A 16,939-nucleotide genomic window follows, 5' to 3' on the forward strand; every position below is an offset into this window, starting at 1 on the left:
CTCCTCGAGAAGGAGGTAGACCCCATGAGCAGCACCCCCGAGAACCAGCACGACGCCGGCTCGACCCCGGCCGCCCCGCAGGAGAACCGGCCGACCGAGCAGGTGGAGCTGCCGGGCACCCCCGACCGCGCCGCCGCGACCGAGGCCGTGCCCGCCGCGCCGACGGCCCCCGTCGCGCCGCAGCCGGAGCACCCGACCCAGCCGATCGCGCCGACGCCGACGCAGCAGCTGCCGCAGGCGGCCCCGCCGGCCCCGCAGGCGCCGGCCCCGACGTCCTACCCGGCCCCGTACCAGCACGCCGCGCCGCAGCAGCCGCGCTACGGGCAGCTCGCGCCGCAGCAGCAGCACCCGAACGCGCAGCAGCCGTCGGGCGACCCGCTGGCCGTCTTCCGCACCCCCGCGGCGCCCGGTGGCGCCGGCGGTCCCGGTGCCCCGACCGGCCCCGAGCAGCCCACGGCCTTCGGCACCCCCGGCGAGGGCGGCGGCACCACCACGCGCACCCGCACCGACCGGAACCGCCTGTGGCTCCCGGTCGCCGGCGGGGCCGTCGCCGCCGCGCTGCTGGCCAGCTTCGGCACGGCCGCGCTGACCGGCGCGTTCGACGACCAGGGCGCGGCGCGCAGCACCGACCTCGCCTCGATCGGCCGGACCAGCACCGACGCGGCGCCGGTCTCCGGCTCGTCGTCCGAGAACCCCGACTGGCAGGCCGTCGCCTCCGCCGTCCAGGCCTCCGTCGTCGCCATCCAGGTCACCACGTCCGCCGGCGAGGCGCAGGGCTCCGGCGTGATCGTCGACGCCGAGGGCCACATCGTCACCAACAACCACGTCGTGTCCGGCGCGCAGGACGACCAGGTCACGGTCACGCTGACCGACGGCCGGATCCTCACCGCCGACGTCGTGGGCACCGACCCGACCACCGACCTCGCCGTGATCAAGCTGCAGGACGCGCCGGACGACCTCACGCCCGCCGCCATCGGCGACTCGGGCGAGGTCACGGTCGGCGACCCGGTCATGGCCGTCGGCAACCCGCTCGGCCTGGCCAACACGGTCACGACCGGCATCGTCTCGGCGCTCGACCGCCCGGTGTCCACCACCGAGACCGGCAGCAACGAGTCCGTGGTCACCAACGCGATCCAGATCGACGCCGCGGTGAACCCGGGCAACTCCGGTGGTCCGCTGTTCGACGCGCAGGGCCGGGTCATCGGCATCACGTCGTCCATCGCGACCACGTCGAGCGAGTCCGGCTCCATCGGCCTCGGGTTCGCCATCCCGGTGAACCTCGCGGACATGGTCGCGGGCCAGCTCATCGAGGACGGCACCGCGGAGCACGCGTTCCTCGGGGTCGGGCTCACCGACAACACCGCGACGGCCGACGGGGTGACCCGGTCCGGCGCGCAGGTGGAGACGATCACGTCGGGCTCGCCCGCCGCCGACGCCGGCCTGCAGGAGGGCGACGTCATCGTGGCCATCGACGGCAAGGCCGTCGCCGGTGCCGAGTCGCTGACCGGCTACGTCCGGGCGTACGCCTCCGGTGCCGACGTCACCCTGACCGTGGTCCGCGACGGCTCGGCCCAGGACGTCGACGTGACGCTCGCCGTCCGCGAGGAGACGGCGGCCGACTCCGGCTCGGGCGACTCCGGCGAGGGCACGCCCAGCGACCCCCGGGACATGACCCCGGACGAGCTGTGGCAGTGGTTCCAGCAGCAGCAGGGCCAGGGCTGACCCCGCCCTGCTGACCAGACGCCCGGGCGGGTGCTTCCCCTGCCCCGCCCGGGCCCCGGGGCGTCGAGCCCGCACCTCGACCCCCGCCCGACGGCCCTCTCGCGGCGCGCACACCCCCGGCGCCCGCGAGGGCCGTCCCGCGTCCGCCGCCGCGCCGCCCGCTCCCCCTCCGCCGTCCCGTGCCGCCGAGGTAGTGCGATGCCGCCGAGGTAGTGCGAGACGGCGCACTACCTCGGCGCGAACGCACTACCTCGGCGAGGGGGTGGGGGCGGGGGCGGGGCGACGCGGGCGGGGGTCAGTGCGTCGCGAGGGCCGTGCGCATCGGGACGAGCTTCGCGCGGGACTCGGCGAGCCTCCGCCGCCGGGTCGGACGCCGCGACGATGCCGCAGCCCGCGAACAGCCGGAGCCGGTGCGGGTCGTCGGGGTCGAGCTCGGCCGAGCGCAGGCCGATGCCCCACTCGCCGTCGCCGTCGGCGCCGACCCAGCCGACCGGCCCGGCGTACCGCGCGCGGTCCATGCCCTCGACCCGGCGGATCAGCGCGCGGGCGGCGTCGGTGGGCGTGCCGCAGACGGCCGCGGTGGGGTGCAGCGCCGCGGCGAGCGCCAGCGACGTCGGGTGCGGGGTGCCGTCGGCCTGGTCGCCGGCGAGCACGGCCGTGACGTCGGAGGCCAGGTGCAGCACGTTCGGCAGGTGCAGCACGAACGGCGCGTCGGGCACGTTGGTCGACGAGCAGAACGGCGCCAGCGCCTGGGTCACGGAGGCGACGGCGTACTCGTGCTCCTCGAGGTCCTTCGACGAGTGCGCGAGGATCGCGGCCCGCGCGAGGTCGGCGTCGTCGTCGCCGGTGCGCCGGATCGTCCCGGCGAGCACGCGCGAGGTCACGAGGCCCTTCTCGGAGCGGAGCAGCAGCTCGGGCGTCGCGCCGATCAGGCCGTCGACGGAGAACGTCCAGCAGGTCGGGTAGTGCGTCGCGAGGCGGCCGAGCGCGTGCCGGACGTCGAGGGGCTCCGTGGTGCGCGCGACCTCGTCGCGGGCGAGCACGACCTTCTCGACCTCGCCGGCCCGGATCGCGGCGACGCCGCGGGCGACGACGTCGGGCCAGTCGTCCGCGGCGACGGCGCCGGAGGAGTAGGTGACGGCGCCGGGGGAGCGCACGGGGGTGAGCGCGGCGACGTGCCGGGCGATCAGGGACCAGTCCGGCGCGGGGCCCAGCGAGCCGTCGGGCTCGACGACCGTGAGCCACGCCTGCCCGTCGCGCCGGCCGACGACCACCCGCGGCACCACGAGCACGCCGCCCGCGGCGGACTCGTCGTCGAAGGCGAACGACCCGAAGGCGACCGGCCCGGTGCCCGGCAGCCGGACCTCGTCCCGGACGACGGCGTGCGCGACCAGCTGCTGCCAGGCCCGCTCGGCGTCGGCGAACCGGCCGGCACCGGAGACCTCGATCCGCACGGCCTCGCCCCAGCCGACCAGCCCGTCGCCGCGGCGCACCCAGGTCAGCGGCGCGTCCTCGGGCAGCAGGGACAGCAGGTCCTCGGGTGCGTCGAGGGCGACGGTGCGCACCACGAGCGGCTCGGGGTGCGGGGACGCCGCGCGGTCGCGGTCGCCGAGGGGGCTGGTCATCGCCGACCAGGGTACGACCGCGGCACGGGCGCCGCGGCACGGGCCGGGGGTGACCCGGCGTGACGTCCGCGACCCCGCGCGCCCGCACCGGCGGCGACCTGAGACGATGTGCCCATGCCTCGCGCCTCCCTGGACAAGGACCCGCACGACGTCGCCACGATGTTCGACGGCGTCGCCCGCCGCTACGACCTGACCAACGACGTGCTGTCGCTGGGCCAGGACCGGGCGTGGCGCAGGGCGACGCTGACGGCGCTCGACGCGCTGCCGGGGGAGACCGTGCTGGACCTGGCCGCGGGCACCGGGACGTCGAGCGAGCCGCTGGCCGACGCCGGCGTGAAGGTCGTGCCGTGCGACATCTCCACGGGGATGCTCACCGTCGGCAAGCGCCGCCGCCCCGACCTGCCGTTCACCGCCGGGGACGCGACGGCGCTGCCGTTCGCGGACGGGTCGTTCGACGCGGTGACGATCTCGTTCGGGCTGCGGAACGTGGTGGACACCGTCGGCGCGCTCGAGGAGATGCGCCGCGTGACGCGGCCCGGCGGCCGGCTCGTGGTCTGCGAGTTCTCCACGCCGACCTGGGCGCCGTTCCGGACGATCTACTCGGGCTACCTGATGCGGGCCCTGCCCAAGGTGGCCGGCGTGGTCGCGAAGGAGTCGGACGCGTACACGTACCTGGCGGAGTCGATCCGGGACTGGCCGGACCAGCTGGGCCTCGCGCGGCTGCTGAAGCAGTCGGGCTGGACCTCCGTCGCGTACCGGAATCTGTCCGGCGGGATCGTCGCCCTGCACCGCGCCACGAATCCTGGGATCAATTAGCCGGTATTCATGGGACGAAAGTCCTGCAAAACCCCTGGTCAGGAGCAGCGACGCTTCTGAGGCAAGCCTTCGCAGACAGACCGAGCGTCCTATCACTAGACTCGGGCCGTAACAGGTGTGAAGGCATTCACAAATGGGGCGAACTGTGCACAGTGGCAAGAGCGATGACGCGGACGTCATCGTCGTCGGCGCCGGACCGGGCGGGGCGAGCGCGGCGTACCACTGCGCCGCCGCGGGCCTGTCCGTGCTCCTGCTCGACAAGGCCTCGTTCCCCCGGGACAAGATCTGCGGCGACGGCCTGACGCCGCGGGCCGTGGCCGAGCTGGCGCGGATGGGCGTGCCGCTGCGCGAGCAGGACGGCTGGATCCGCAACGTCGGCCTGCGCGTGATCGGCGGCGGCCACGTGGTCGAGCTGCCCTGGCCCGAGCTCTCCTCCTACCCGTCCTACGGGCTCGCTCGCTCCCGGATGTCGCTCGACCACCTGCTGGTCGAGCACGCCCGGGCCGCCGGCGCCAAGGTCCAGGAGCGGACCAACGTCACGGGCCCGCTGGTCGACGAGCGGACCGGCCGGGTCGTGGGCGTGCAGGCCCGGCCCGTCGACGCCGACGGGAAGCGGGCCGGCGACCCGGTCACCTACCGCGCCCCCGTCGTGATCGCGGCCGACGGCGTCTCCGCCCGGCTCGCGACCGGCATGGGCCTGGAGAAGCGGCAGGACCGCCCGATGGGCGTCGCCGTCCGCACCTACTTCCGGACGCCGCGCCACGACGACCCGTGGATGGAGTCCCACCTCGAGCTCTGGGACGGCCGCCCCGGCGAGTCCGACCTCATGCCCGGCTACGGCTGGATCTTCTCCCTCGGCGACGGCACCGCCAACGTCGGCCTCGGCTCGGTGTCCTCGACCGCCGCCGCGACCAAGGTCGACTACAAGGACCTGTTCGCGAAGTGGATGGCCAACGCCCCCGCCGAGTGGGAGTTCACCGAGGAGAACCAGATCGGGCCGGTGCGGGGGGCCGCGCTGCCCATGGGGTTCAACCGCGGCCCGCTCTACGGCCGCGGCCTCATGCTGGTCGGCGACGCCGCCGGGATGATCAGCCCGTTCAACGGCGAGGGCATCGCCTACGCCCTGCAGGCGGGCCGCGTCGCCGCGGACGCCATCGTGCAGGCCACGGCCCGCGGCACCGCCGCCGGCCGGGAGCGCGCGCTCGCCACCTACGGCGCGCGGATGAAGGACGACCTCGGCGGGTACTACACGCTCGGCCGGGTGTTCGTGAAGCTGATCGAGCACCCGCAGATCATGCGGGCGTGCACGAGGTACGGCCTGCCTCGCCCGCTGGTCATGCGCTTCACGCACAAGCTGCTCGCCGACTGCTACGAGCCGCACGGCGGCGACGCGGTCGACCGGGTGATCGCCGGCCTCGCCCGACTGGCGCCGGCGTCGTGACCGCCCCGCCCTGAGGCGCCCCGCGCACCGGCCTCGCCCGCCGACCGCGCTCCCGCCGACACCCACGGAAGCACTCCACCCCCCCACCGGGAGAGCACCGATGACCAACCCGTACGTCCCCCTCCTCGTCATGATGGGGATCGCCGCCGTCCTCGCGGTCGGCGGCCTCGCCGCCAGCGCCGTGCTCGGCCCGAAGCGCTACAACCGCGCCAAGCTCGAGGCCTACGAGTGCGGCATCCAGCCGACCCCGCACGCGGTCGGCGGCGGCCGGTTCCCGGTGAAGTACTACCTGGTCGCGATGACCTTCATCATCTTCGACATCGAGGTCGTCTTCCTCTACCCCTGGGCGGTCAGCTTCAGCGAGCTCGCGGTGTTCGGGCTCGTGGCGATGGTGGGGTTCCTGGCACTGATCACGGTGCCGTTCCTGTACGAGTGGCGCCGCGGCGGCCTGGAGTGGGACGAGGACTGACATGGGTATCGAAGAAGCACCCTCGGGTTTCCTGCTGACGTCGGTCGAGACGCTCGCGGGCCTGGTCCGCAAGGCCTCGCTGTGGCCGGTGACCTTCGGCCTGGCCTGCTGCGCGATCGAGATGATGGCGACGGGCGGCAGCCGGTTCGACATCTCCCGGTTCGGCATGGAGGTGTTCCGCGCCTCGCCGCGGCAGTCCGACCTGATGATCGTGGCCGGACGGGTCAGCCAGAAGATGGCGCCGGTCGTCCGCCAGGTCTACGACCAGATGGCCGAGCCCAAGTGGGTGCTGTCGATGGGCGTCTGCGCCAGCAGCGGCGGCATGTTCAACAACTACGCGATCGTCCAGGGCGTCGACCACGTCGTGCCGGTCGACATCTACCTGCCGGGCTGCCCGCCGCGGCCCGAGATGCTGATCAACGCGATCCTCGAGCTGCACGAGCAGATCAAGCACGAGCCGCTCGGCAAGAACCGCGCCGACATCGCCCGCGAGGTCGAGGCCGCCGCGCTGCGCGCCACGCCGACCTCCCAGATGACGGGGCTGCTGCGATGAGCGACGAGAAGCGCGACGCCGCCGCAGCGGCCAAGGCCGGCGACACCGCCTCCGCCGACGCCGGCGCGCAGCGGACCAGCGAGGCCGCCCTCGAGGCCGGGTCGCAGAACGTCCCCGCGGACCGCACGCTGCCGCTCGAGGTGGTCGACGTCCGGCACGGCATGTTCGGCGTCCAGGGCACCGGTGACACCTCCGGCTTCGGCGGCCTGGTGCAGACGGTCGTCCTGCCCGGCCCGAGCGAGCGGCCGTACGGCGGCTGGTTCGACGAGGTCGTCGACGTCCTGGCCGAGCTGCTGGACGAGTCGGGCACGGGGTACGCGAGCGCGGTCGAGTCGGTGGTCGTGGACCGCGGCGAGCTGACGCTGAACGTCGCCCGGGAGCACCTGGTCGAGGTCACGCAGCACCTGCGCGACGACCAGGACCTGCGGTTCGAGCTGTCGCTCGGCGTGAGCGGCGTGCACTACCCGCACGACACCGGCCGGGAGCTGCACGCCGTCTACCACCTGGTCTCGGTCACGCACGGCCGGCGGCTGCGGCTGGAGGTGGCCGTGGCCGAGGAGGACCCGACCATCCCGACGACCGTCGACGTCTACCCGGCGAACGACTGGCACGAGCGCGAGACCTGGGACTTCTTCGGCATCGTCTTCACGGGCCGTACCGACCTGGCGCGGATCGAGATGCCCGACGACTGGCCCGGGCACCCGCAGCGCAAGGACTACCCGCTCGGCGGCATCCCCGTGGAGTACAAGGGCGCCACCATCCCGCCGGCCGACCAGCGGAGGCAGTACTCATGAGCACGCAGACGCCGCACAACGTCCGGGCGACCGGCCACGTCGTCGACGACGAGACCGTCGGCATCCGCAGCTTCGAGGCGACCGGCGGCGACTGGTCCGACATCGCCGAGGAGGCCGCCCGCCTCGGCGAGCAGCGGATCGTCGTCAACATGGGCCCGCAGCACCCGTCCACCCACGGCGTGCTCCGGCTGATGCTCGAGATCGACGGCGAGACGGTGACCGAGGCCCGCGCGGGCATCGGCTACCTGCACACCGGCATCGAGAAGAACATGGAGCACCGCACCTGGACCCAGGGCGTGACGTTCTGCACCCGCATGGACTACGTCGCCCCGCTGTTCCAGGAGGCCGCGTACTGCCTGGCGGTGGAGAAGCTGCTGGGGATCACCGACGACGTCCCGGAGCGCGCCACCCAGATCCGGGTGCTGATGATGGAGCTGAACCGGATCTCCTCGCACCTGGTGTGCCTCGCGACCGGCGGCAACGAGCTCGGCGCGACCACGATCATGACGATCGGCTTCACGGCCCGCGAGGAGATCCTCCGGGTCTTCGAGATGGTCACCGGCCTGCGGATGAACCACGCGTACATCCGCCCCGGCGGCGTCGCGCAGGACATCCCCCCGGGCGGGCTCGACTCGGTGCGCGAGTCCCTGGTCGGCGTGCGCCGCTACCTCACGCAGCTCGAGGACCTCATGCTCGGCCAGCCGATCCTCAAGGGCCGGCTCAAGGACGTGGGCGTGCTCAACCTGGCCGGCTGCATGGCGCTGGGGATCACCGGGCCGATGCTCCGGTCGACCGGCCTGCCGTACGACGTCCGCAAGGCCGCCCCGTACTGCGGGTACGAGACCTACGACTTCGACGTGCCGGTGGCCCAGGGCTCCGACTGCTGGGACCGGCTGGTCCTGCGCATCGAGGAGTGCTACCAGTCGATGCGCATCGTGGAGCAGGTCGTGGACCGGCTGCAGGTGTCCGCCGGCACCCCGGTGATGGTCGCCGACAAGAAGATCGCCTGGCCCGCGCAGCTGGCGGTCGGCGCGGACGGCATGGGCAACTCGCTCGACCACATCCGCGAGATCATGGGCACCTCGATGGAGGCCCTGATCCACCACTTCAAGCTGGTGACGGAGGGCTTCCGGGTCCCCGCCGGCCAGGTCTGGCAGACCGTCGAGCACCCCCGCGGGGAGCTGGGCGTGCACCTCGTCTCCGACGGGGGCACCAAGCCGTACCGGGCGCACTTCCGCGACCCGTCCTTCAACAACCTGCAGGCCGTGTCGGTGCTGTGCGAGGGCGGGCAGGTGGCGGACGTCGTCTGCTCCGTCGCCTCGATCGACCCGGTGCTCGGAGGGGTGGACCGCTGATGACCGCCATCGACCACCCGCGGATCCCCGGCACGGGACGCCCGCGCGGCGCCTACGACGAGGACACCCGGGTCCGGCTCGCCGCCGACGCCGCCCAGGTCGTCGCCCGCTACCCGGACCCGCGCTCCGCCCTGCTGCCGCTGCTGCACCTGGTGCAGAGCGAGGACGGCTACGTGAGCCCCGCCGGCATCGCGTTCTGCGCCGACGCCCTCGACCTCTCCACCGCGCAGGTGTCGGCGGTCGCGACGTTCTACACGCAGTACAAGCGCCGGCCGAACGGCACGTACACCGTCGGCGTCTGCACCAACACGCTCTGCGCGATCATGGGCGGCGACGCGATCTGGGAGGAGCTCACCGAGCGGCTCGGCGTCGGGCACGACGAGACCACCCCGGACGGGAAGATCACGCTCGAGCGCATCGAGTGCAACGCCGCCTGCGACTACGCGCCGGTGATGATGATCAACTGGGAGTTCTTCGACAACCAGACCCCGGACGGCGCCGCCGACGTGGTGGGCCGGCTGATCGCCGGGGAGCCGGTGGCCCCGACCCGCGGGCCGCGTCAGGTGCAGACCTTCAAGCAGGTGTCCCGCGTGCTCGCCGGGTTCCCGGACGGGCTCGCCGACGAGGGCGTGGCCGCCGGGGCGCCGACGCTGCGCGGGCTGGAGCTCGCCCGTGAGCGCGGCTGGACGGCCCCGTCGTTCGACGCCGCGGAGCGGGCCGCCGAGCCCGCCGAGCAGGGGGAGCCCGCGGCCCCCGCCGCCGGCAGCACCGCCGCCTCCGCCCCGCAGCCCGGCGGCGAGCAGTCCAGCGTCGACCGCCCCGCCGCGGGTGCCGCGGACCGGGACGCCGACCAGGAGAAGGCCGAGCACCGGGCCGACGACACGAGCAGGCCCGCCGACACGTCGAAGGAGTCGTGATGGCCGACGCGACCACGCTCACCCCGGTGCTCAGCGCCCGGTGGGACGCCGACCGCCCCTGGACCCTGCGCACCTACGAGGAGAACGGCGGCTACCGCGGCCTGCGCACGGCCCTGACGATGGACGCCGCCGACGTGGTGACCACCGTCAAGGACTCCGGCCTGCGCGGCCGCGGCGGCGCCGGGTTCCCCACGGGCATGAAGTGGGGCTTCCTGCCCGCGCCGGACGGCGGCCCCCGCTACCTCGTGGTCAACGCCGACGAGTCCGAGCCCGGCACGTGCAAGGACATCCCGCTGATGCTGGCGGACCCGCACGTGCTGGTCGAGGGCGTCGCGATCACGTCGTACGCGATCGGCTGCCACCACGCGTTCATCTACCTGCGCGGCGAGGTCGTGCACGTCTACCGGCGGCTGCTCCGCGCGGTCGAGGAGGCGTACGCGGCCGGGCACCTCGGGAAGGACGTCCACGGCAGCGGGTACGACCTGGAGGTCACCGTGCACGCCGGGGCCGGCGCGTACATCTGCGGCGAGGAGACCGCGCTGCTCGACTCGCTGGAGGGTCGGCGCGGCCAGCCGCGCCTCAAGCCGCCGTTCCCGGCGGTCGCCGGCCTGTACGCCCGGCCGACCGTGGTGAACAACGTCGAGTCGATCGCCTCGGTCCCCGGGATCCTGGTCGGCGGCTCGGACTGGTTCCGCACGATGGGCACCGACCGGTCGCCGGGCCACGGGCTGTTCTCGCTGTCGGGCCACGTCGCCCGGCCCGGGCAGTACGAGGCGCCGCTCGGCATCACCATGCGCGAGCTGCTGGAGATGGCCGGCGGGGTCCGCGAGGGCCACGAGCTGAAGTTCTGGACGCCGGGCGGGTCCTCGACGCCGATCTTCACCGCGGAGCACCTCGACGTGCCGCTGACCTACGAGGAGGTCGGGGCCGCCGGGTCGATGCTCGGCACCCGCGCCCTGCAGGTCTTCGACGACACGGTGTCGGTGGTCAAGGCCGTGTCGCGGTGGACGCAGTTCTACAAGCACGAGTCGTGCGGCAAGTGCACGCCGTGCCGCGAGGGCACGTTCTGGCTGGCGCAGGTGCTCGGCCGGCTGGAGGCGGGTCAGGGCACGTCGGGGGACATCGACCTGCTGCTCGACCTGTGCGACAACATCCTCGGCAAGGCGTTCTGCGCCCTCGGCGACGGCGCGACCAGCCCGATCACGTCGGCCATCCAGTACTTCCGGGACGAGTTCGAGGCCGGGACGCACACCCCGGCCGACGTGCTGTTCCCGCCGGAGCGCGCCGCGCTCGTCCCCTACACGCCGCGTCGCAGCGGCCAGCTCGCAGGAGCCCACGCATGACCGTCACCGCATCGAAGCCCGCCGGCGCGGGAGCGACGCCACCGCCGGAGCAGAAGCCGGACGGGGTCACGTTCACCATCGACGGCATCGAGACCACGGTGCCGAAGGGCACGCTGGTGATCCGCGCCGCCGAGCAGCTCGGCATCCAGATCCCGCGGTTCTGCGACCACCCGCTGCTCGCCCCCGCGGGCGCGTGCCGGCAGTGCCTGGTCGAGGTCTGGGCCCCCGGCCGCGACGGCAAGGTCGCGAAGATGCCCAAGCCGCAGGCGTCCTGCACGCTCACCGCGACGCCCGGCATGGACGTCCGCACGCAGCGCACCTCCGCCGAGGCCGACAAGGCCCAGCACGGCGTCATGGAGCTGCTGCTGATCAACCACCCGCTCGACTGCCCCGTCTGCGACAAGGGCGGCGAGTGCCCGCTGCAGAACCAGGCGATGTCCAACGGCCGGGAGAGCACGCGGTTCGTCGACATCAAGCGCACGTTCCCGAAGCCGATCGCGATCTCGACCGAGATCCTCCTGGACCGCGAGCGGTGCATCCTCTGCCAGCGGTGCACGCGGTTCTCCCGCGAGATCGCCGGCGACCCCTTCATCGACCTGCAGAAGCGCGGGGCGATGCAGCAGATCGGCCGGTTCGACACGGACGTGCTCGACTACGCCGGCCCGGTGGACCTGGGCGCCGACATCCCGGTCGGCCCGGCCGAGGACGACGAGTCCGGCAGCCCCTTCGCCTCCTACTTCTCCGGCAACACGGTGCAGATCTGCCCGGTCGGTGCGCTGACCGGCGCGGCGTACCGGTTCCGCGCCCGCCCGTTCGACCTGGTGTCGACGCCGGGCGTCAGCGAGCACGACTCCTCCGGCGCGGCGATCCGCGTCGACCACCGCCGCGGCGTCGTGCTGCGCCGGCTGGCCGGCGAGGACGCCGAGGTGAACGAGGAGTGGATCACCGACAAGGACCGGTTCGCGTTCACCTGGCAGGCGGCCACGGACCGGGTCACCACGCCGCTGGTCCGCGACCGCGCGGCCGACGGCACCCGCGGCGAGCTGCACCCCGCGTCCTGGGCGGAGGCCCTCGAGGTCGCGGCGCACGGCCTGGCCGAGGCCCGTGCGGCCGGCGGCGTCGGGGTGCTCCCCGGCGGCCGCCTGACCGTCGAGGACGCCTACGCCTACGCCAAGTTCGCCCGCGTGGTGCTCGGCACCAACGACGTCGACCTGCGCGCCCGCCCGCACTCGGACGAGGAGCTCGCGTTCCTCGGCCACGCGGTCGCCGGCCGCGGGCTGGGCGTCACGTTCCGCGACCTCGAGGCCGCGCCCGCGGTGCTGCTCGTCGGCCTGGAGGCCGAGGAGGAGGCCGGCGTCGTGTTCCTGCGGCTCCGCAAGGGCGTCGTCGCCGGTCGCACGCGGGTCCTGTCCGTCGCGCCGCTGGCCAGCCGCGGGCTCCAGCGCCTGGACGGCCGGCTGATCGCCGCCGCGCCGGGCACCGAGCCCGAGGTGCTGGACGCCATCGGCTCGCGCGACCTCGCCGACGCGGGCGACGCGCTCGCGGCCGAGGGGGCGCTGGTCCTGGTCGGCGAGCGGCTCGCCGCGGTGCCGGGCGCGCTGTCCGCCGTGCTGCGGCTCGCGGAGCGCACCGGCGCGCGGGTCGCCTGGATCCCCCGGCGGGCGGGGGAGCGCGGTGGTGTCGAGGCCGGCGCCCTGCCGACCCTGCTGCCGGGCGGCCGCCCCGTCGCCGACCCCGCCGCCCGGGTGGACGTCGCCGCCGCCTGGGACGTCGAGCACCTGCCCGCCGAGCCCGGCCGGGACACCGCCGGCATCCTCGCGGCGGCGGCCGGCGGGACGCTCGGCGGCCTGGTCGTCGGCGGCGTGGACGTCCGCGACCTGCCCGACCCCGCCGCGGCGCGCGCCGCGCTCGCGGCCGCCGGGTTCGTCGTCTCCCTGGAGGTCCGCCGGTCCGAGGTGACCGAGCTGGCCGACGTGGTGCTGCCGGTCGCCCCGCCCGTGGAGCGGCCCGGCACCTACGTCAGCTGGGAGGGCCGCGCGCGGCCGTTCCCGCAGGCGCTGACGTCGACCGCCATGGCCGACCACCGGGTGCTGGACGCGCTCGCGGACGAGCTCGGCGTCACCCTCGGGCTGCGCACGATCGCCGCGGTGCACGCCGACTCCGAGGCGCTGCGCGGGGACTGGGACGGCGCCCGCGTGCCGGCTCCCGACGTGCCCGCCGCCGAGCCCGCCGCCGTCCCGGCCGGGCACGCGGTGCTCGCGACCTGGCACCAGCTGCTGGACGCGGGCCGCCTGCAGGACGGCGAGCCCTTCCTGGCCGGCACCGCGAAGCGGCCGGTCGCCCGGCTCTCCCCGGCGACCGCGGCCGCCGCCGGGGTGCTCGACGGCGCCGACCTGACCGTCGCCACCGACGCGGGGTCCATCACCCTGCCGGCGGTCGTGACCCCGATGGCGGACCACGTGGTGTGGCTGCCGACCGCGTCGACGGGCAGCCACGTCCGCGACGCGCTGCACGCCCTGCCGGGGGACCCGGTGCGGATCGGGCCTGCCGACGTCCTCGACCCGGAGGTGACGGCGTGACCGCGCTGACCGCCCTGACCGCACTGCCCGCCCTGCTGCCGGCCTCCGCCGCCGAGGGCGGTCCCGCGGACTTCAGCGAGGACGTGTTCTGGGTGTGGGTGCTCAAGGCCGTCGGGATCCTGGTGTTCCTGCTGCTGAGCGTGCTCATCGCCATCTGGTTCGAGCGCCGCGTCGTCGGCCGGATGCAGCTGCGCCCCGGCCCCAACGTGCACGGCCCGTTCGGCCTGTTCCAGTCGCTCGCCGACGCGATGAAGCTGCTGCTCAAGGAGGACGTCACCGTCACGGCGGCGGACAAGGTCGTCTACGTCGTGGCGCCGTTCATCGCGGTGTTCTGCTCGCTGCTCACCTACGCGGTGATCCCGTTCGGGCCCGAGGTGTCGATCTTCGGCGTCGTGACGCCGCTGCAGCTGACCGACTTCCCGGTCGCGGTGCTCTACATCCTGGCCTGCGCGTCCGTCGGCGTGTACGGCATCGTGCTCGGCGGCTGGTCGTCCAACTCGACCTACCCGCTCCTGGGCGCCGTGCGCTCCACGGCCCAGGTGATCTCCTACGAGCTGGCGATGGGCCTGTCGCTGGTGAGCGTGTTCATCCTGGCCGGCTCGATGTCGACGTCGGAGATCGTCGGGTCGCAGACCACCGTGTGGTGGCTGCTCCCGCTGGCGCCGGCGTTCGTCATCTACGTCATCTCGATGGTCGGCGAGACCAACCGGCTGCCGTTCGACCTCCCCGAGGCCGAGGGCGAGCTGGTCGGCGGCTACACCACCGAGTACTCGTCGATGAAGTTCGCCTGGTTCTTCCTGGCCGAGTACATCAACATGCTCAACGTCTCCGCGGTGGCGACCACGCTGTTCTTCGGCGGCTGGCGCGCCCCGTGGCCGCTGTCCTGGATCGGCGACGGCGTGCTCAACACCGGCTGGTGGCCGCTGCTGTGGTTCGTGGCCAAGGTCTGGATGTTCATGTTCCTGTTCGTCTGGATCCGCGGCACGCTGCTGCGGTTCCGGTACGACCAGTTCATGAACTTCGGCTGGAAGGTGCTGATCCCGGCCGCGCTGGTCTGGCTGGTGGCCGTGGCGGTCGTCCAGGGCGTGCGGCAGTTCACCGACGTCGACCTCAGCACGCTGATGGTGTGGCTGGCCGCCGCGATCGTCGTCGCGGTGCTGGCGTCCTTCCTCATCCCCGAGAAGAAGCCCGAACCGCCGGCCCCACCCGGCGACCGGCCGTTCGACGCCTTCGCCGACGGCTTCCCCGTGCCGCCGCTGCCCGGTCAGACCCTGCCGCCGTCCCCGCGTGCCGAGCGCCGCCGGCAGGTGCAGGAGTCCACGCCGGCCCTGGTCGGCGCGCCCGACGAGTCCGACGCCCCCGCGTCCCCCACCCAGGAGGTGCCCCGTGGCTGACACGCCCGACAAGGCCGTCGAGCCGCGGACCGGCGGCGGCGAGGTCGCCGCACCCGGGCAGCCGCGGCCGTACCGGTCGCTGATCCCCGAGCGCGGCGCGGTGGCGGACGCCCTCGCGCCCGCCGCGGGGTTCGGCGTCACGATCAAGAACTTCTTCAGCCGCACCGTCACGGAGCAGTACCCGTTCGAGACGGCGCCCGTGAAGCCGCGGTTCCACGGCCGGCACCAGCTCAACCGGTACCCCGACGGCCTCGAGAAGTGCATCGGCTGCGAGCTGTGCGCCTGGGCCTGCCCGGCCGACGCCATCTACGTCGAGGCCGGCGACAACACCGCCGACGAGCAGCACTCGCCCGGCGAGCGGTACGGCCGCGTCTACCAGATCAACTACCTGCGCTGCATCTTCTGCGCGCTGTGCATCGAGGCCTGCCCGACCCGCGCGCTGACCATGACCAACGACTTCGAGCTGGCGGGCCCGACCCGGGAGGGCCTGATCTACGAGAAGCAGGACCTGCTCGCGCCGATGGCCGAGGGCATGCTCGCCGCCCCGCACCCCATGGTCGAGGGCACCACGGACACCGAGTACTACCGCAACGAGGTCACCGCGCCCACGACCGCCCAGGTCGACTGGGTGGCGGAGCACCGCCCGGACGACCCGACGCTCGACGCCGCCCGGCGCCGGGCGAGCGGGACGACGGCCCCGGCAGGGCGGGAGCCCCGATGACGCCCTCCACCGCCGAGGCGGTCCTGTTCTGGGTGCTCGCGCCGATCATGGTGCTCGCCGCCTCCGGCCTGCTGTTCGCCCGCAAGGCCGTGCACGCCGCCCTGTGCGTGATCACCGTGATGGTCTCGCTCGCCTTCCTGTACGTCGCGCAGGAGGCGCCGTTCCTCGGCGTCGTCCAGGTGGTCGTCTACACCGGCGCGATCATGATGCTGTTCCTGTTCGTGCTGATGCTGGTCGGCGTCGACGCGTCCGACTCCCTGGTCGAGACCATCCGCGGGCAGCGCTGGGTCGGCTGGATCGCCGCGCTCGGCCTCGGCGTCGTCCTGGCGGGCGTCGTCGGCCGCGCGACCTACCCCGACGCCGCGGGGCTCGCCGAGGCGAACGCCGACGGCAACCCCGTCGGCGTCGCGCGCATCATCTTCGGCCAGCACGTGTTCGGGCTGGAGGTGGTCGGCGCCCTGCTGGTCACCGCCGCGCTCGGCGCGCTGGTGCTGACCCACCGGCAGCGGCTGCGACCCGTCGTGAAGCAGCCGGAGCGCGCCGCGGCCCGCGTGGCCGCCGGTGCCCGGCTCACCCCGCTGCCCGCCCCGGGCGTGTACGCGCGGCACAACGCGATGGACGTGCCCGCGCTCGACCCGGCCGGCAACCCGATCGACGACTCCGTGCCCCGCGTGCTCCGGATCCGCGGCCAGGAGGCCGGCACCGCCGAGTACCGCGCGGACACCTACCGCCGCGCGGTCACCGCCGTCCTGCAGGAGCGGGGCGCGGTCACCGACGAGGAGGTCGACGCCGTGCTCGGCGCGGCCGAGGACGAGCCGCGGCCGCCCGCCGCGCCGCCCGGCGAGACCACCGGGCCGGTGACCGACATCCAGCTCGGCAGCGGCTCGACCCGGACGGAGACGCAGCCGTGACCCTGGCCCACTACCTGGTGCTGTCCGCGATCCTGTTCTCGATCGGCGCCGCGACGGTGCTGCTGCGCCGGAACGCCATCATCGTGTTCATGGGCGTCGAGCTCATGCTCAACGCCACCAACCTCGCGCTGGTCACCTTCGCGCGGCTGCACGGCGACCTCACGGGCCAGGTCATGGCGTTCTTCGTCATGGTCGTGGCCGCGGCGGAGGTGGTCGTCGGCCTGGCGATCATCATCTCGATCTTCCGCACCCGGAAGTCGGCCTCGGTCGACGACATCAACCTGCTGAAGAGCTGAGGG

General features: G+C 74.0%; 14 protein-coding genes and 1 pseudogene. 14 read left to right on the forward strand and 1 reads right to left on the reverse strand.

The features are described from left to right. Nucleotides 1–24 precede the first annotated feature (24 nt). On the forward strand, nucleotides 25–1,722 hold the full coding sequence (locus tag ACWPWW_RS13215; protein WP_454050831.1) for a S1C family serine protease: 1,698 nt from the start codon (nucleotides 25–27) through the stop codon (nucleotides 1,720–1,722). Between the two features lie 295 nt (nucleotides 1,723–2,017). Here ACWPWW_RS13215 and ACWPWW_RS13220 read toward each other — a convergent pair. Continuing rightward, nucleotides 2,018–3,347 (reverse strand): annotated as a pseudogene (locus tag ACWPWW_RS13220) (isochorismate synthase). 114 nt (nucleotides 3,348–3,461) lie between these two features. Between ACWPWW_RS13220 and ACWPWW_RS13225 the strand changes: the two are divergent. From ACWPWW_RS13225 to nuoK, 13 genes are all read left to right on the forward strand, one after another. After that, nucleotides 3,462–4,163, forward strand: coding sequence for a demethylmenaquinone methyltransferase (locus ACWPWW_RS13225; RefSeq protein ID WP_454050832.1), 702 nt, complete (start codon nucleotides 3,462–3,464; stop codon nucleotides 4,161–4,163). Nucleotides 4,164–4,296: 133 nt separating this feature from the next. Next, complete coding sequence (locus ACWPWW_RS13230) at nucleotides 4,297–5,604, forward strand: geranylgeranyl reductase family protein (protein ID WP_454050833.1); 1,308 nt, start codon at nucleotides 4,297–4,299, stop codon at nucleotides 5,602–5,604. 100 nt (nucleotides 5,605–5,704) lie between these two features. After that, nucleotides 5,705–6,073, forward strand: a complete 369-nt coding sequence (locus ACWPWW_RS13235; protein ID WP_454050834.1) for an NADH-quinone oxidoreductase subunit A — start codon at nucleotides 5,705–5,707, stop codon at nucleotides 6,071–6,073. Nucleotide 6,074: 1 nt separating this feature from the next. Beyond that, entirely contained in the window at nucleotides 6,075–6,626 is a 552-nt protein-coding gene (locus ACWPWW_RS13240) for a NuoB/complex I 20 kDa subunit family protein (protein ID WP_454050835.1), read from the forward strand. Next, nucleotides 6,623–7,420 carry an NADH-quinone oxidoreductase subunit C gene (locus tag ACWPWW_RS13245; protein WP_454050836.1) on the forward strand — a complete coding sequence of 266 codons (798 nt, stop codon included), beginning with the start codon at nucleotides 6,623–6,625 and terminating at the stop codon, nucleotides 7,418–7,420. The genes ACWPWW_RS13240 and ACWPWW_RS13245 overlap by 4 nt, the downstream gene beginning before the upstream one ends. Further along, nucleotides 7,417–8,775 (forward strand): NADH-quinone oxidoreductase subunit D, encoded by a 1,359-nt coding sequence (locus ACWPWW_RS13250; protein ID WP_454050837.1) that lies wholly within the window; start codon nucleotides 7,417–7,419, stop codon nucleotides 8,773–8,775. The genes ACWPWW_RS13245 and ACWPWW_RS13250 overlap by 4 nt, the downstream gene beginning before the upstream one ends. After that, nucleotides 8,775–9,692 (forward strand): NADH-quinone oxidoreductase subunit NuoE, encoded by a 918-nt coding sequence (gene nuoE, locus ACWPWW_RS13255; RefSeq protein WP_454050838.1) that lies wholly within the window; start codon nucleotides 8,775–8,777, stop codon nucleotides 9,690–9,692. Before ACWPWW_RS13250 ends, nuoE begins: the two co-directional genes overlap by 1 nt. Continuing rightward, on the forward strand, nucleotides 9,692–11,035 hold the full coding sequence (gene nuoF, locus ACWPWW_RS13260) for an NADH-quinone oxidoreductase subunit NuoF (protein WP_454050839.1): 1,344 nt from the start codon (nucleotides 9,692–9,694) through the stop codon (nucleotides 11,033–11,035). Before nuoE ends, nuoF begins: the two co-directional genes overlap by 1 nt. Further along, nucleotides 11,032–13,614 (forward strand): NADH-quinone oxidoreductase subunit G, encoded by a 2,583-nt coding sequence (locus ACWPWW_RS13265; RefSeq protein ID WP_454050840.1) that lies wholly within the window; start codon nucleotides 11,032–11,034, stop codon nucleotides 13,612–13,614. Before nuoF ends, ACWPWW_RS13265 begins: the two co-directional genes overlap by 4 nt. After that, on the forward strand, nucleotides 13,611–15,008 hold the full coding sequence (gene nuoH, locus ACWPWW_RS13270; RefSeq protein ID WP_454050841.1) for an NADH-quinone oxidoreductase subunit NuoH: 1,398 nt from the start codon (nucleotides 13,611–13,613) through the stop codon (nucleotides 15,006–15,008). The genes ACWPWW_RS13265 and nuoH overlap by 4 nt, the downstream gene beginning before the upstream one ends. Then, nucleotides 15,001–15,729 (forward strand): NADH-quinone oxidoreductase subunit NuoI, encoded by a 729-nt coding sequence (gene nuoI / locus ACWPWW_RS13275; RefSeq protein ID WP_454050842.1) that lies wholly within the window; start codon nucleotides 15,001–15,003, stop codon nucleotides 15,727–15,729. The genes nuoH and nuoI overlap by 8 nt, the downstream gene beginning before the upstream one ends. Continuing rightward, a complete protein-coding gene (locus ACWPWW_RS13280; RefSeq protein WP_454050843.1) occupies nucleotides 15,726–16,640 on the forward strand; it encodes an NADH-quinone oxidoreductase subunit J in 915 nt (304 codons plus the stop codon). The genes nuoI and ACWPWW_RS13280 overlap by 4 nt, the downstream gene beginning before the upstream one ends. Further along, a complete protein-coding gene (gene nuoK / locus ACWPWW_RS13285) occupies nucleotides 16,637–16,936 on the forward strand; it encodes an NADH-quinone oxidoreductase subunit NuoK (protein WP_454050844.1) in 300 nt (99 codons plus the stop codon). Before ACWPWW_RS13280 ends, nuoK begins: the two co-directional genes overlap by 4 nt. Nucleotides 16,937–16,939: the final 3 nt, after the last annotated feature.

The organism is Cellulomonas sp. Marseille-Q8402 (assembly GCF_965119525.1).

Coding starts and splice junctions, on each gene's coding strand:
- ACWPWW_RS13215 (WP_454050831.1), top strand. CDS start 25: ATGAGCAGCACCCCCGAGAACCAGCACGACGCCGGCTCGACCCCGGCC.
- ACWPWW_RS13225 (WP_454050832.1), top strand. CDS start 3,462: ATGCCTCGCGCCTCCCTGGACAAGGACCCGCACGACGTCGCCACGATG.
- ACWPWW_RS13230 (WP_454050833.1), top strand. CDS start 4,297: ATGGGGCGAACTGTGCACAGTGGCAAGAGCGATGACGCGGACGTCATC.
- ACWPWW_RS13235 (WP_454050834.1), top strand. CDS start 5,705: ATGACCAACCCGTACGTCCCCCTCCTCGTCATGATGGGGATCGCCGCC.
- ACWPWW_RS13240 (WP_454050835.1), top strand. CDS start 6,075: ATGGGTATCGAAGAAGCACCCTCGGGTTTCCTGCTGACGTCGGTCGAG.
- ACWPWW_RS13245 (WP_454050836.1), top strand. CDS start 6,623: ATGAGCGACGAGAAGCGCGACGCCGCCGCAGCGGCCAAGGCCGGCGAC.
- ACWPWW_RS13250 (WP_454050837.1), top strand. CDS start 7,417: ATGAGCACGCAGACGCCGCACAACGTCCGGGCGACCGGCCACGTCGTC.
- nuoE (WP_454050838.1), top strand. CDS start 8,775: ATGACCGCCATCGACCACCCGCGGATCCCCGGCACGGGACGCCCGCGC.
- nuoF (WP_454050839.1), top strand. CDS start 9,692: ATGGCCGACGCGACCACGCTCACCCCGGTGCTCAGCGCCCGGTGGGAC.
- ACWPWW_RS13265 (WP_454050840.1), top strand. CDS start 11,032: ATGACCGTCACCGCATCGAAGCCCGCCGGCGCGGGAGCGACGCCACCG.
- ACWPWW_RS13280 (WP_454050843.1), top strand. CDS start 15,726: ATGACGCCCTCCACCGCCGAGGCGGTCCTGTTCTGGGTGCTCGCGCCG.